The sequence below is a fragment of the Rothia sp. 88186D007BW genome (genome assembly GCF_053544215.1).
In genome coordinates this window covers 150,113-164,134 of sequence record NZ_JBPPTR010000001.1, presented here as the reverse complement: position 1 = coordinate 164,134, position 14,022 = coordinate 150,113, and the positions used below count along the sequence as shown (strand labels likewise).

Genomic DNA, 14,022 nt, shown 5'->3' with positions numbered 1-14,022 from the left:
CTAGGCGTCGCGGTGAACAACAGCGTGAGCGAAAGACTTAAGCGCTTCTTTAATCACTGAATCAGGCAGCGGCTCAATGGTCGCGATAGCGTCATCAGCCCACTGGTAGGCAAGCTTCCAGGCCTCTTCAGTGACCGGGTGCGCCGAGAGCGCCGCAACAGCCTCAGCCAGGGCCTCATCACTGCTCAAATCTCCCTGAATAAGCTGCTGCACATGCTGGGCTTCAAGGTCACCGGTTGCTGCTGCCCGATCGAGCAAAATAGTAGGTAAGGTAGGCACACCCTCACGCAGGTCAGTGCCAGGGGTCTTGCCCGAGGCGGCACCCGAGCTGGTCACATCAATCACGTCATCAGCCAGCTGGAAAGCCACCCCAACAAGTTCACCGTAACGGGCCAACATCTGTACGGTAGCCTCAGGGGCATCAGAAAGAATAGTGCCGTAGGAGCCAGCAGCGGCAATAAGAGAACCAGTCTTACCCTCAATCACCTTAATGTAATGGCTGAGGATATCCTCATTCTTCTCAGGGCCAGTCGTCTCAAAGAGCTGGCCCAGCACCAGACGTTCAAAAGTCTGCGCCTGGATAGCCAAGGCACGCCCACCTAACTCTGAGACCATGAGTGAGGCACGGGAGAAAATAAGGTCTCCAGTCAAAATGGCAACAGAATTACCCCAAATATTTTGGGCAGTATCTACACCGCGACGCTTGGGGGCATCGTCCATCACATCATCGTGGTAGAGAGTGGCCAGATGGGTCAGTTCAACCACAACAGCCCCGTCAATGACTCGATCATTGATACCGCCACCTGCTTCTGCGGCCAGCAAAGTCAGCAGAGGGCGCACCCGCTTACCGCCTGCTGAAAGAAGATGACGGGAGGCTACATCTGCAAGATAGTTAGTCTGAGCAACTGCGCGGTCGAGGCGTTGCTCAATTTCCGAAAGAGCCTCAAGCATCTTGGGGCCGAGTTCAGCGTCCTGCGCAATGAGCTCAAACCCCTTGGGCAGGTTGAAGTCAGCTTCGGGCATGAGCACATGAGCGCTCACAGAGGAGCTGGTGGGTTCAGTCACGGTGTCTTTCACATTTCTTCGGTGGGTGGCTGCGGCCCTGAGCCGCGGTGAGCTGCTGATGTAAGTCTACCGGGTTACTGCTCAGGCTTATAAGCACGGTGCAAAGCTACAATACCGCCGGTCAGATTCTTATACTGCACTCCCTGCCAGCCAGCTTCAGTAAAGTGGCCAGCCAGTTCCTCCTGAGTAGGCCAGCTAAGAATAGATTCAGCCAGGTACTCATAGCTTTCGGGGTTTGAAGAGATCTTACGCGCAATAGGCGGAATCAGCTTCATAATATAGTTGCGGTAGATAGCTCGAAAAGGAGCGAAAGTGGGAGTGGAGAACTCGTTAATGACGATGCGTCCGCCCGGCTTGGTCACCCGGTAGAGCTCACGCAGAGCCCGGGGGTAATCAGCTACGTTACGCAAACCGTAGCTCATAGTGACAGCATCAAATTCTTCATCTGCAAAAGGCAGATGAGTGACGTCTGCCTGCACAAACTCAATATCAGGGCGGCGGCGTCGGCCAACCGCCAGCATGCCCTCAGAGAGGTCTGCGGCGATTACCTTAACACCGGCGTCAGCGAAAGGTTCAGACGAAGTGCCAGTACCGGCTGCAACATCCAGCACCTTCTGGCCAGGGCGGGCATCGACCGCGGCCACAGTCTCTTTACGCCAGTAGATGTGTTGACCCAAAGACATGATGCCGTTCATCAGGTCGTAGCGTTCAGCTACCTGATCGAACATGGAAGAGATGTCGCTGGTCTTTTTGTTAAGGTCTGCTCGGTTCACCCTGCCTATTTTGTCATGTTTGTCATTAAAGCTCACCTTTGAGGCGCCCAAAAATTCATAATGAATAGTCATGCATAAGATTGCATTTATACGTATGCCGGGGCAGAATATAGCTCAAAGCACATCGCACCCCCACCGTCTTGATACGAGGTACACCCATGAAGAAGGCCCCCTTCGCGCTCGCCGCAGTTGCCCTGATGCTCACTGCTTGCGGTTCTTCCGGCACCGGCACCACCACCGAATCAGGTGTTTCCCTGATTTCAGAGGGTAAGCTCACCGTCTGCACTAACCCGCCCTACGCTCCTTTCGAGTATGAAGAAAACGGCAAAATTGTTGGTCTGGATGCCGACATCGCCGCAGCTATCGCAGAAGATTTGGGTGTAGAGCCCATCATGTTTACCACCAGTTTTGAGGGTATCCAGTCAGGTGTAGCTCTTTCCTCCAAGCAGTGCGATATTGCTCTTTCTGGTATCACCATTACCGATGAGCGCAAGACCGTTATGAACTTCACCGACTCCTACGTCGATGACAACCTGGCAATTCTGGTTCCTGCTGGTTCCACTATCAAGGGCGACGCTGATTTGGCTGGCCGCAACATTGGTGTTCAGCAGGCAACCAGCGGCGAGAAGTACGCCCAGGACGCTGGCGCTAACACCATCCAGTACGAAGACAGTGGCCTGCTCCTTCAGGCAGTACAGACCGGCCAGGTCGATGCCATCGTCGGTAACATCACCGTCCTTTCTGCCATGCTGACCTCTGATTCTTCCCTCACTGTGGTGCAGGAAATTGAGACCGGCGAACAGATCGCTGGTGCTGTAGCTACAGAGAATACTGCCCTGCTTGATTCTGCTAACGGCACCCTCCAGAAGATGGAAGAGGACGGTCGCCTGGCAGACCTACGCAAAAAGTACCTGGGCGTATCCCAGTAATCTAGGGCAAGGGGTATTAGCATAAACCCAAGCTCACCAATGGGGGTAGGCTAGCGTTAACGCAGCCTACCCCCACCCGTATATCTCCCCTCCTACGCCGATACGCTCCCGGGCAGCCGGGACAAGAAGGAAGACCACCCATGGCACTATCGACCCGGCAGAAACAAACCTATGCCCGCTATGCCCAGTACGCGCTGTTGGCTATTATCGCCCTCGTCGTTATCCTTGTCGCTGACTGGGGAACCTTGCGCGATAAGGTCTTCAACCCTGAGATTATTGTTCAGCAGTTCCCCAACATCATCACAGTTGCCCTGAAGAACACCCTGATTTACACGGCTCTAGGCTTCGTGGTAGGCCTAAGCGGCGGTATTCTCTTGGCCCTGATGAAGATTTCATCGGTTGCTCCCTACCGTTGGTTGGCTTCTCTCTACATTGAACTTTTCCGCGGCTTGCCTGCCCTGCTGGTTTTTATCGCTTTTGGTTACGGTATTCCCCTGGCTTTTGGTCTGCGTCTGAATAACTACGTCACTGTCATGCTGGCCCTGGGTATGGTCGCAGCAGCTTACATTGGTGAGGTGCTGCGTGCTGGCCTAGAGGCTGTGCCCAAGGGTCAGTACGAGGCTGCCCGGTCACTGGGCATGAGCCACACCCGGGCCATGGTCACTGTTATTATTCCCCAGGCCTTCCGTATCGTGCTTCCCCCGCTGACCAACGAGATTATTCTGCTGACTAAGGACTCCTCCCTGGTCTACCTGCTGGGCATGTCTGTGGCCCAGTACGAGCTGACTAAGTTCGGCCGTGAAGGGATCTCAGGTTCCGGTGCTGGCCTTACCCCGCTCGTGTTGGCAGGTGCCTGCTACCTGCTGATTACCGTCCCGCTGGGCTTCCTTGCCCGCCGCTTCGAAAAGCGTGCCAAGGCCCGCTCCCGTAAGTAACGCCCCCACCTACCCCAGGAAGAACCAGCTATGACTTCTCAGATCGCACTTGCCTCCGTCACCATCACCAACCTGCATAAGTCCTACGGTGAAGTAGAAGTACTTAAAGGTATTAACATGTCGGTAGCCCCCGGCCAGGTAGTGTGCCTGGTTGGCCCTTCCGGGTCAGGCAAATCGACCCTGCTCCGCTGTGTCAATCTGCTAGAGACCCCTAACTCCGGCAGCATTGAGGTGGCCGGGCACTCTGTTACTGACCCTGATGTAAATATTGATGCTATGCGCCGTACCGTGGGCATGGTCTTTCAGCAGTTCAACCTCTTCCCTCACCTGACCGTGCTGGAAAACTGCACGGTTGCCCAGGTGAAGGTCTTGAAGCGTTCTAAGGAAGAGGCCCAGAAGATTGCCCTGGCCCATCTTGAAAAGGTTGGCCTGGCCGATAAGGCCGCCCGCCACCCGGATCAGCTTTCAGGTGGTCAGCAGCAGCGTGTGGCTATTGCCCGTGCACTTTCGATGGACCCTTCCCTCATGCTCTTTGATGAGCCCACCAGTGCCCTGGACCCTGAGACTGTGGGCGATGTGCTCTCTATTATGCGTCAGCTCGCTGCCGAAGGTATGACCATGATTGTGGTGACCCACGAGATGGCCTTTGCCCGCGATGTAGCTGACCGCGTGGTCTTCATGGACGGCGGGGTCGTCGTCGAGGAGGGCCCCGCTGACGCTGTGATTGGCAACCCCCAGCATGAGCGTACTCAGCTTTTCCTCTCTCGCGTGCTTAACCCCACCGCCCAGTAAGGGGTCTACCTCAAACGAGAATAAAAAGCAGCACAGGCCCGCTGAAGGTGAGCCTGTGCTGCTTTTATCTGGTGTGGGTAGGGTCTAGTTGGGTTTTATCTGGGGGAGCATGCCGGTATTGGTATCGGGGGAAGGTACCACAGCGGGCGGACGCTGGCCCGGGCCCTTACGCTGGGTGAGCAACGAGTCGGTGATGAAGAAGGCTGCCGCTACCCAGACCAGCACAAAACCAGCCCAGCGGCCGGCTGAGAGGTGTTCTTGGGTGACGAAGAGGGCTAGGAGGAACTGGAGAGTAGGGCCAACATACTGCACCATACCTAGGACGGTGAGGGGGATGCGCGCGGCGGCTCCTGCAAAGAGCAGTAGGGGCACTGCTGTGATGATACCGCTTGCTGCCAGAATCCAGAAATGCGCTGGGCCTTCTGAGAGAAGAGTGAGGCGGCCGCTCTGAGCAAAGTGCCACATGAGCACTGCCGCTAGTGGGGCTAGTAGTAGGGTTTCCACGCTCAAAGATACGAGGGCTGGGATTGCCCCTACCTGTTTCTTCACCAGCCCGTAGAAGCCAAAGGTGAAGGCCATCCCCAGCCCCAGCCAGGGTACTGAGCCGTAGAAGATTACCATCACTAAGACTGCTAGTATCGCAAGGCCGATGCCGGCCCATTGAAGGGTGCGTAGGCGTTCGCCTAAGAAGATGACGCCGAGGGCTACAGAAACGATGGGGTTGATATAGTAGCCCAGGGATGCTTCCATGACGTTATTGTTGGTGGTTGCAATGATGTAGAGGAGCCAGTTACCAAAAATGAGTAGGCTGGCGACCAGTAGTAGGCCCACCTGCCGCAGGTTGCCCAGTAGGGCCTTTAGTTTTTTGAGCTGTTGGGTGAGGGAGAGCAGAAGCAGGCAGAAGATGAGTGAGAAGAGCACTCGGCCAGCCACAATCTCTAGGGGGCTGGCTGGGGCTGTCAGCATGAAGTAGAGGGGGAAGAGCCCCCAGATGAGATAGCAGGAAAAGGCGTAGAGGCCGCCGGTTACTTGCTCGTTTTTGACTGTGCTCACCGGTGTCTTCCTCGTTTTCTTTTGGTATGCCTAGGAGCGCTAGCAGCTAGGAGGCTCCTGGGGTAGGGGGCGCCTAGGGCGTTTTCTCTTTCTCAAGCTTACTCCTGAGACGGCAGTGGCTACCTAGCTGGTGCCAGGTAGCCACTGCAGGGGTGCTCTTGTGAGAATTTAGAGGCCGAAGAAACGGCTGAAGAAGCCCTTCTTCTCGTCCTTAGTCTTGGGCTTGCTTGCAGCTTCTGCACGCTCAGCTTCAAGGTCAGGGGCCTGGCCAGCCAGGCGGATATCTGAGGCAGGGCGGGCGGTCTCTTCAACCTTCTGCTGGTCAGCAGTGCCCTGCTCGACCTGTTCAGTCTCTTCCAGGGTGCGCTCTGCGGCGAGGGAACCAGCCTTGGGCTCTTCTACCTGGGCGGGTTCTTCACGCACGATGTCTTTATCAGCAATAGTGCTGGTGGTGACGCGGCCCGGGCGAGCATTTTCGGTAGGTTCGCGGTCGTAGGGCTGCTCGGCGTTGGGGTAGACCCGGTCGGTGGTGATGGTACCTTCGACTTCTTCTTCACGAGCTGCCTGCTCGGCGGCTTCCTTCTGGCGACGCTCAGCCTCAGCAGCTTGGGCGGCGGCACGCTCTTGGGCGGCAGTAATTTCAGCCTCGCGAGCTTCGAGGGCTGCCTGTTCTGCGGCGAGGGCTTCAGCCTCGGCTGCGCGGGCGGCCTCAGCGCGGGCCTCATCTTCACGAGCAGCTTCTTCAGCCTGTGTGCGGGCTGCTTCTTCGCGGGCTGCGATCTGGTCTGCGGCCTCCTGTGCGGCGACAGCTTCGATGCCCTGACGTTCAGAAGCAAGCTGCTCACGCAGGTTGCGGGCGGTCAGGCCCAGGCGGGCTAGTTCGTCCGCACCGGCTTGAGGCTCAGCAGCCTCAATACCTGAAATCTTGCCCTGATCGAACCAGAGGCGTAGGGCACCGTCCGAAGCAGTAATGACGGCGGTTGCTTCGGTGTCCCAGGCAATGTGGGCACCGCGCAGCTTGGCGTAGGAATCTACGGCGCGTAGGTGGTTTACTGCGGTGCCGGTCTGGAGGGCCTGGGCCATGACCTGGCCCATGCGGTTAACGGTGGGGGCCTCAAGCTCAAGCTGGCTGCCATCGAGCAAAATCCAAGCGCGGACGCCGGCCCCGGCGGTGACCGGGTAGTGGGCGTAGATGCCGGTGAGGGCCTTAGAAGCTAGGGTCAGCTTGCGGGCCAGGGCGGGGTCGAGGGGGAGCTCATCGGTGGTGAGCTCAGAGATGTGGTGCTTCGCTCCGCCTTCACGCGCCTGGATTGCTGCCGAAACGACGCGGTCGGGGAAGTGACCGAGCTCCTGCCAGGACCAGATCCAGGAACCGCGGTTCTCGGATTCGGTGCCTAAGAGGTAGGGGGTGAGGCTTACGGAAGCATCAGACTGGAGGGTGAATGACGGTGCAGAGAAATCCACCGTCCATTCTGCGCCGTCGCTGATTTCAGCAAGGCGGGCCTGGTACTCGGTGGAGATAAAGATTGAATCGTCAATCAGATCCTGCAGTGTAGTAGTCATACGCTCAAGGCTAGCAACTCTTGAGGGGCTCACGCACCTTTTTATCGTAATGAGCGCTTGAATTTCTGTTATATTCAGTGACCTTGAGGAAACTAGGTAAAAATCACCCAGTGCCCCGGCGGGGGTGCTGCGCCCCAGTGCGGGTAGTTTCTTGGTTTAATAGGGTAGATAACTTGCGCCCTTTGGCTCTACCCCGTGGTGAGGCCGGTAGGGTCTGCTTCATCCCAACCTTCAGGAACAGTATGTCGCTTTCTTCGCCCCGTTACTCCGAGATCGAACGCCCCGCTATGGTGCAAGATGCCCTGAATACCATCGGTAGCTGGATGCTGGGCACGGTCAAGGTTGAAGCTGGCTGGAATGAGCTGGTACTCGATATCAAGCCCCTGTCTGAAACTGTTTTTGTGCGTATTACCGAATCCCGTGATGATCAGGACCATGTAGGCAGCGTGGGCCCCATTAAGCCTGATAGCCCGGTACTGCCGGCCATTGAGCAGCTGCAACATGCTTCTTTCATAGAAGGTGAGGGAACCTGGTTTACTGCCTCAGTGGTCATTACTGCAAGTGACTGGCCTGACCCCCAGTACCAGATTGGGGCGTCCTACGACCGGGCGCATGAGCCGGTGGACTGGAACGGTGAAGGCCGTCTAAGTGCCCGTGATATTCGCTCACACTTTGAGTCTTTCCCTCGCGATGAGCAGTACATTCCTGAGTGGGCGGCTGTGCGTTTGGCAGGACGCCGGGGCACAGGTTTCGCAGAGACCGGTAAGGAAGGTCAGCTGCCAGTCGGCCCCGTTAACCCCTACCTGACGGAGGCCTTAGCGAGCTTCGCTGCTGCCAGGAGCGAGCAGTCCCTAGCTAATGTTGTTCGTACCGCCCAGGCCGGTAATCTCATCATGGATATCACTCAGAGCGCTTCTAACACTCAGGGGCCTGCTCAACTGAACTATCAGGTATTACGCCTGGCTAACGGTATGAGGGCGCTAACTGCTTACACAGGTAGCGAACCTGCCCAAAGGTATTCAGCTCAGGTGCTTAAGGAACCTAACCCCCGCCTGGTGGTAGAGCACGCCATGAAGGTTTTCTTGCAGGTAGCTCACGATGACTCTATCGACGTGCTGGTGCTAGACCCCGGTAGCGACCACGAGTGTTTTATCGAAAAAGCCCAGATTCAGTGGGTTATCGGGTCACCGCACAATATGCCCGCCCAGCGTGCACTGCTAGAAGAAAACATGCACGATCTGCTCATGGCCCTGACCGCCCCTGCCTCAGTGCTTCTGCTGGGGGTACGCCCCGATGACACGGTCGGGCACCCCGTCGTCCTTAAAACAGATGATGACGAAGAGAACATCGCCTTGGTCTTTACAACAGCAGCTGAAGTTGCGGCCCTTGACCCCAGCCTCGTTGTACGAAGTGCACCTGCCCTAGATACCCTCAAACTCTTTGCCGCTGGCAACAGTGGTGCTGTGCGTATTAATGCTCTAGCCCCGCACGCTACCTTGCCGATGGAGCAAGTACGCCAGCTCATTTCAGTAGTAGAATCACAATAAACCCCCGTCTTTTATCCAGGAGTTCCTTATGACCGGTGCCCTGCACACTCTCGGCCTTGCTGCTGCTCGCCATGCCCGCTCCACTATTGTGCTGTGGCTGGTGCTTCTGACCTTAGCCGGAGTGGGGGCCCTGACCTTAGCGCGCGGTGCCACCGCCAGCTACACCATGCCTGGAGCCTCCTTCGAGGCTGTGCGGGAAGATTTGCAAACTAAAATCCCCCACAACGGTGTATCCAATGGTTATGTGGTACTAGAGTCCGACCAGGGCTTCAACGACACCCACAAACAGGCCCTTGACCAGGCCCTGACCACTATTGACGCGCTACCTGAAGTAGCTGGCTCCATCAACCCCTTTGTCGCCGAAGAAAAGGCAACCCAGGGGGCTAGTCAACTAGAAGAGGCTCAGGCCCAGCTGGTTCAAGCCAAAGCACAAATCGATGAGGGCCAAGCTCAGCTAGAGGCCGCCAAAGCTGCCCTTCCCGAGGGGCTAAGCAACGATGAAATCGCTGCTATCGCTCCTGAAATACCAGCCCAAGAAACAGCCCTCGCTGAGGCCCGCACCACCCTGAGCGCAAACCAAGATAAGGTCAATGCTGCCCAGCGGGAACTCACCGCGGCAGGGGAGACCACCATGGTCAGCGATGACGGCACCGCAGCTATCGTCACCATCGCTTTTACCCAAGACACCAACTCCCTCCCTACTTCTGTACGCGAAGACGTCTTTAGCACCTTCGACACGCTCAAAGACACCGGCCTGACCGTCAACTACAGCTACGAACTCGACCAGGACGTCAGTGACGTCTTCGGCATCTCAGAAATTATCGGCCTGGCTGTAGCCTTCATCGTCCTACTCATCACTCTGCGCGCAGTAGTAGCTGCGGGCCTTCCCCTCGTCCTGGCTCTAATTGGTGCAGGAACCGCAGTGGCCCTGGTCTACACCAGCACCGCCTTTATCGGTATGACCGCCACCGACCCCGTCCTCGCCCTCATGCTAGGCCTAGGCGTGGGCATCGATTACGCCCTGCTGATTCTCTACCGCTTCCGCGAAGAACTACGAAACGGCGCCAGCGTGCTCGATGCTGCTGGCACCGCCAACTCCACAGCGGGACACTCCGTACTCTTTGCCGGCATGACCAACATCATCGCCCTCTCAGCCCTCTGCCTGACTGGCCTGCCCTTCCTGGCAGTCATGGGCTTAGCAGGAGCCTTCTCCGTAGCCCTGGTAGTGGCCTCATCTCTCACCTTGGTTCCAGCTGTCCTGGGTCTACTGGGCACCCGCCTACTCACCCGCACCCAGCGAAAAGAGATCACCGAACGCCACCAGGCCCGCACCCAAGAAATCCGGGTGCCCCGTAACCGCCGTGAAGCCCTCGCCGAAATCGAGACAGCCTACAAGGGCTGGGGTGGGTTCGTTACCCGCCACCCCTTCATCATGACCCTCATCGCGGTAGCCGTTCTGGTGCTGGCCATCATCCCCACCACCTCCCTTCGTCTGGGCTTACCCGATGGCTCCTACCAAGCCAGCGACTCAACCTCCTACCAGGCCTACCAAACAATCTCTGAGAAGTTCGGTGAAGGCGTCAACGGGCCCATTATCGCCGGAGTTACCCTGGCCGTCCCCCACGACGAAGCCCGTCTACGCGAGGTCGCCCTTGATGTGGCCGACCGTCTCAAAAACAACAAAATCGAAAGTGTAGCTATCGTTGCAACAAGCGACGACAAGGCCACAGCCATCTTGGCCTTCTTCCCTACAGAAGGGCCTTCAGCAGAAAGTACCCTAGCTACCGTTCACTCCATGAACGATAAGCTTGAGGCCACCGAAAAAGCTACAGCAACCCACATCGGTTTGACCGGCTCCACGGTAGCTAATATCGAGATTTCAGAGCGCATCTCAAGCTCCATCCCCCTCTACCTGGGTGTAGTTATTGTTCTCTGCCTGGTGCTCATGGCCTTTGTCTTCCGCTCCATCATCGTGCCCGTCATGGCCACCATCGGCTTCCTGCTTTCCACCTTGGCCGCCTTTGGCGCCGTTGTAGCCGTCTACCAGTGGGGCTGGCTAGCTGAGATCTTCGGTGTAACCCAACCAGGGCCCATCCTGGCCTTCCTGCCCATCTTGCTCATCGGCATCCTCTTTGGGCTATCAGTGGACTACCAAATCTTCATCGTCTCCGGCATGCGAGATGCCCACCGTAAGGGCCACACCGCAGGGGACGCAGTGGTCCTAGGCTATAAGCAAGGCGGAACAGTGGTAACTGCCTGCGGCATTATCATGGTTGCAGTCTTCGCCGGGTTCATCTTCTCCCACCTCACCGCAGTGCGCCCCATCGGCTTTGCCCTTGCACTAGGCGTAGCCATGGACGCCTTCCTCATCCGTACCACCTTCATCCCCGCCACCATGTACCTGCTCGATGAAGCAGCCTGGTGGTGGCCTTTCGGCAAGAAAGAACACGACGAAGAAGACGCCCCCCGTCATATCGCTGGATAAAACACCAGGGCAGAACCAACCCCACCAGTAACCTGCTCACCACACATAAAGCCGCCCCCAACGTCCTGAACATCAGGACGCCAGGGGCGGCTTATATCAGTAAAGGCTAGGCCCTACCGCAGACTCTAGGTGGTCTGGGGAGTGGGCTCGTCACTCTTCTCATTGTTGTGCTTGTAGGCCTCACGTACGCGGGCACCTAGCTCTTCGTGCACTGAATCCCAGTACTTGAAGGCACGCTCACGAATCTCATCTGAGACAACAGTACCGACGTGACCGGCAATGTTCTCAACCAGACGGGCCTTAGCGGCATCGTCCATCACATCAGCGTAGAGGGCGCGGGCCTGACCGAAGTCATCGTCCTCAGCGTGCAAGGTAGCAGCGGCACGAACCAGCGCGCCATCTGCCTCCCAAGAACCCTCATGGGCGCGCTCGGGGTCAGCGTGCGGGCCACCGAAGGAGTTGGGGGCATAGACGGGGGTGTCTGCGCTGTTGAAGGTGTAGCGCATAGCGCCTTCCTTGCTGTAGCTGTTGACTTCAGCGTTCTTAGCGTAGTTGACGGGCAGGTCAGCAAAGTTGGTGCCAATACGGTAGCGGTGAGCATCCGGGTAAGAGAAGATGCGGCCCAGGAGCATCTTATCCGGGGAAGCTGAGATACCGGGAACGAAGTTGGAGGGGGAGAAGGCTGCCTGCTCAATCTGGGCGAAGAAGTTCTCGGGGTTCTTGTTCAGGGTCATCTTACCGACCTTGATGAGCGGGTAGTCCCCGTGAGGCCAGACCTTGGTCAGGTCGAAGGGGTTGAAGCGGTAGGTCTTAGCGTCTTCGTAGGGCATGACCTGAACGTAGAGGGTCCAGGAGGGGAAGTCGCCGCGCTCGATGGCTTCGTAGAGGTCCTGACGGTGGTAGTCGGCGTTGTCACCGGCAATGCGGGCTGCCTCGTCACCGGTCAGGAAGTCGTTACCCTGGTCGGTGCGGAAGTGGTACTTGACCCAGAAACGCTCGCCTTCGGCGTTGATCCACTGGTAGGTGTGGGAGCCGAAGCCGTCCATGTGGCGCAAGGTTGCAGGGATACCGCGGTCACCCATGAGCCAGGTAACCTGGTGGGCTGATTCGGTGCGTAGGCTCCAGAAGTCCCACTGCATGTCGTTGTTGCGCAGGCCGTTGCCCGGCAGGCGCTTCTGCGAGCGGATAAAGTCGGGGAACTTGATAGCGTCGCGGATGAAGAAGATGGGAGTGTTGTTACCGACTAGGTCGTAGTTACCTTCGGTGGTATAGAACTTGATGGCGAAACCGCGGGGGTCGCGCCAGGTGTCGGGGGAGCCCTGTTCACCGGCAACGGTGGAGAAACGGATGAGCATGTCGGTGGATACACCGGGCTGGAAGAGGGCAGCACGGGTGTACTGGGAGACGTCTTCGGTGGTCTCGAAGACACCGAATGCACCAGTACCCTTAGCGTGGACGACGCGTTCGGGCACGCGCTCGCGGTTGAACTGGGCTAGTTTTTCTACGGTGTAGGCGTCGTGTAGGACGACGGGGCCGTCGTTGCCTACGGTCAGGGAGTCGTTGTCTGAGGCGACGGGGGCACCTTGGGCTGTGGTGGTAAATGAACCGGGCTTAATCGGGTTGTTCATTTTTCCTACTTTCCTGTGTGAGGGTTGTTTTCTGCTGGTTTCTAGGGCTAATGCTAGGTGACCGGCAGGGGTGATGACGCTCTTCCTTAGCTTGTGAGTGCCTGGTTGGCGGCTGTTTGCTGGGCGAGGGCCACTTCTTTTTCTTCGGCGTTTTGGCAGTTTGCGCAGATGCCTCGGTAGAGTACATCGGCGCTGAGCAGTGCCATGCCGTGGAAATCGTTGGGGGTTAGGCAGGGTGCAGCTCCGATGGCGCAATCCACATCTTCGACTGTGCCGCAGCGGATGCAGTAGGCGTGGTGGTGGTTGTCGCCGGTGCGGGTTTCGTAGAGTCCTGCTGATTCCGGTGGTTCGAATTTGCGGAGCATGTTGATGTCGGTGAGGTCGGTAAGGATGACGTACACCGACTGTACGGTGATACCCGGTAGTTCTTGACGGACGGCTGTGACGATGGCGTCTGCGGTCGAATGGGGGTTATCGTGTACTGCTGCTAGCACTGCTAGGCGCTGTTTGGTGACGCGGCGGCCCTTGGATCGGAGCTGGGCTGACCAGGCTTCTTGGTGAACACTGGATGGGGTGGTGGTGCTGCCGGGAATGTGGCCGCAACCGCTGACCCCGAGGACATTCCTTGTTGACATCATGTCACTATACTATCCTTATTTTGAGTCTGTCACAATAAGGTCAGGCTGGGTAAAGCTACAAGATTGGCTAGGCTAAATTCTTAGTGAGGAAGCCCAAGGCAGGCATATAGCCTCAGCCTAATGGGGGGGGCTAAAAAGTTTTTTAAAAAATTTTCGGTTTTCGCGTCATAAAACAGGCCTAGGCGACTCTTTACTTATGACAGCGCAAAACTGTCGGGTGTGCCCACCGGTTTTCATGATCGGCTTGGTGGTACATCACCCCCGAACTGCCCTGGGAAGCAGGGAAGGGAATAAGGGAATAAATTGTGCCCGTCAATCGTGGGGATTCGACGAGCGCAAGGGCACCTTACATCGGAACTAGGGAAAGCAATCCGATGCTTAAGGAGCTAGCGCTGTGATGTGTTAGGGGTGCAGGGTCGCCGCTGCTGGATTTTATCGAGCGGCTCTGCACATCACCCATCCAGCTGCAACCATTGCACAGGGCCGTTCGCGGGCCCTGCGCTGTAGGAAAGGCTTACATTGCTTTGCCACTAGGGGCAACTTGGCCCGACTCTTTTGTTGTGTAAGGAGTCGGGCTGCTGTTGTCCTTTCCACAAATTACTGCACGCTTCGCT

Annotated in this window: 11 protein-coding genes; 5 read left to right on the top strand and 6 right to left on the bottom strand. The window is 57.3% G+C overall.

Going from position 1 to position 14,022, the window contains the following annotated elements:
- Both ACEE09_RS00805 and ACEE09_RS00800 read right to left on the bottom strand, forming a co-directional pair.
- The gene (locus ACEE09_RS00805; RefSeq protein WP_449081338.1) at positions 1–1,023 is read right to left on the bottom strand and encodes a polyprenyl synthetase family protein; all 1,023 of its coding nucleotides are present in this window, start codon (positions 1,021–1,023) and stop codon (positions 1–3) included.
- A gap of 116 nt (positions 1,024–1,139) precedes the next feature.
- A complete protein-coding gene (locus ACEE09_RS00800) occupies positions 1,140–1,838 on the bottom strand; it encodes a demethylmenaquinone methyltransferase (protein ID WP_449081185.1) in 699 nt (232 codons plus the stop codon).
- Positions 1,839–1,996: 158 nt separating this feature from the next.
- Here ACEE09_RS00800 and ACEE09_RS00795 point away from each other — a divergent pair, with 158 nt between their 5' ends.
- The 3 genes from ACEE09_RS00795 to ACEE09_RS00785 all read left to right on the top strand — a co-directional run bounded on the left by ACEE09_RS00795 (position 1,997) and on the right by ACEE09_RS00785 (position 4,494).
- Entirely contained in the window at positions 1,997–2,767 is a 771-nt protein-coding gene (locus ACEE09_RS00795; protein ID WP_449081183.1) for an ABC transporter substrate-binding protein, read from the top strand.
- 140 nt (positions 2,768–2,907) lie between these two features.
- Positions 2,908–3,702, top strand: coding sequence for an amino acid ABC transporter permease (locus tag ACEE09_RS00790; protein WP_449081181.1), 795 nt, complete (start codon positions 2,908–2,910; stop codon positions 3,700–3,702).
- Positions 3,703–3,732: 30 nt separating this feature from the next.
- Positions 3,733–4,494 (top strand): amino acid ABC transporter ATP-binding protein, encoded by a 762-nt coding sequence (locus ACEE09_RS00785; RefSeq protein ID WP_449081180.1) that lies wholly within the window; start codon positions 3,733–3,735, stop codon positions 4,492–4,494.
- A gap of 84 nt (positions 4,495–4,578) precedes the next feature.
- On the opposite strand, the gene rarD is transcribed toward ACEE09_RS00785, so the two are convergent.
- Positions 4,579–5,547 carry an EamA family transporter RarD gene (gene rarD / locus ACEE09_RS00780; protein WP_449081178.1) on the bottom strand — a complete coding sequence of 323 codons (969 nt, stop codon included), beginning with the start codon at positions 5,545–5,547 and terminating at the stop codon, positions 4,579–4,581.
- Between the two features lie 168 nt (positions 5,548–5,715).
- Positions 5,716–7,110, bottom strand: coding sequence for a DUF6882 domain-containing protein (locus tag ACEE09_RS00775; protein ID WP_449081176.1), 1,395 nt, complete (start codon positions 7,108–7,110; stop codon positions 5,716–5,718).
- 242 nt (positions 7,111–7,352) lie between these two features.
- Between ACEE09_RS00775 and ACEE09_RS00770 the strand changes: the two genes are divergently transcribed.
- Together ACEE09_RS00770 and ACEE09_RS00765 are read left to right on the top strand one after the other, a co-directional pair.
- Positions 7,353–8,657, top strand: coding sequence for an SseB family protein (locus ACEE09_RS00770; RefSeq protein WP_449081174.1), 1,305 nt, complete (start codon positions 7,353–7,355; stop codon positions 8,655–8,657).
- A gap of 28 nt (positions 8,658–8,685) precedes the next feature.
- Positions 8,686–11,142: an MMPL family transporter gene (locus ACEE09_RS00765; protein WP_449081172.1), complete on the top strand. Its 2,457-nt coding sequence runs from the start codon at positions 8,686–8,688 to the stop codon at positions 11,140–11,142.
- Positions 11,143–11,267: 125 nt separating this feature from the next.
- Here ACEE09_RS00765 and ACEE09_RS00760 read toward each other — a convergent pair whose 3' ends face one another.
- Together ACEE09_RS00760 and ACEE09_RS00755 are read right to left on the bottom strand one after the other, a co-directional pair.
- Positions 11,268–12,770, bottom strand: a complete 1,503-nt coding sequence (locus ACEE09_RS00760; protein ID WP_449081171.1) for a catalase — start codon at positions 12,768–12,770, stop codon at positions 11,268–11,270.
- 86 nt (positions 12,771–12,856) lie between these two features.
- Positions 12,857–13,405, bottom strand: a complete 549-nt coding sequence (locus ACEE09_RS00755) for a Fur family transcriptional regulator (RefSeq protein WP_449081336.1) — start codon at positions 13,403–13,405, stop codon at positions 12,857–12,859.
- Positions 13,406–14,022: the final 617 nt, after the last annotated feature.

Bases quoted from the DNA above. Each gene is read 5' to 3' on its own strand.
- ACEE09_RS00775 (WP_449081176.1), bottom strand. From the start codon at position 7,110: ATGACTACTACACTGCAGGATCTGATTGACGATTCAATCTTTATCTCC.
- ACEE09_RS00805 (WP_449081338.1), bottom strand. From the start codon at position 1,023: ATGCCCGAAGCTGACTTCAACCTGCCCAAGGGGTTTGAGCTCATTGCG.
- ACEE09_RS00760 (WP_449081171.1), bottom strand. From the start codon at position 12,770: ATGAACAACCCGATTAAGCCCGGTTCATTTACCACCACAGCCCAAGGT.
- ACEE09_RS00790 (WP_449081181.1), top strand. From the start codon at position 2,908: ATGGCACTATCGACCCGGCAGAAACAAACCTATGCCCGCTATGCCCAG.
- ACEE09_RS00770 (WP_449081174.1), top strand. From the start codon at position 7,353: ATGTCGCTTTCTTCGCCCCGTTACTCCGAGATCGAACGCCCCGCTATG.
- ACEE09_RS00785 (WP_449081180.1), top strand. From the start codon at position 3,733: ATGACTTCTCAGATCGCACTTGCCTCCGTCACCATCACCAACCTGCAT.
- ACEE09_RS00795 (WP_449081183.1), top strand. From the start codon at position 1,997: ATGAAGAAGGCCCCCTTCGCGCTCGCCGCAGTTGCCCTGATGCTCACT.
- ACEE09_RS00765 (WP_449081172.1), top strand. From the start codon at position 8,686: ATGACCGGTGCCCTGCACACTCTCGGCCTTGCTGCTGCTCGCCATGCC.
- ACEE09_RS00755 (WP_449081336.1), bottom strand. From the start codon at position 13,405: ATGTCAACAAGGAATGTCCTCGGGGTCAGCGGTTGCGGCCACATTCCC.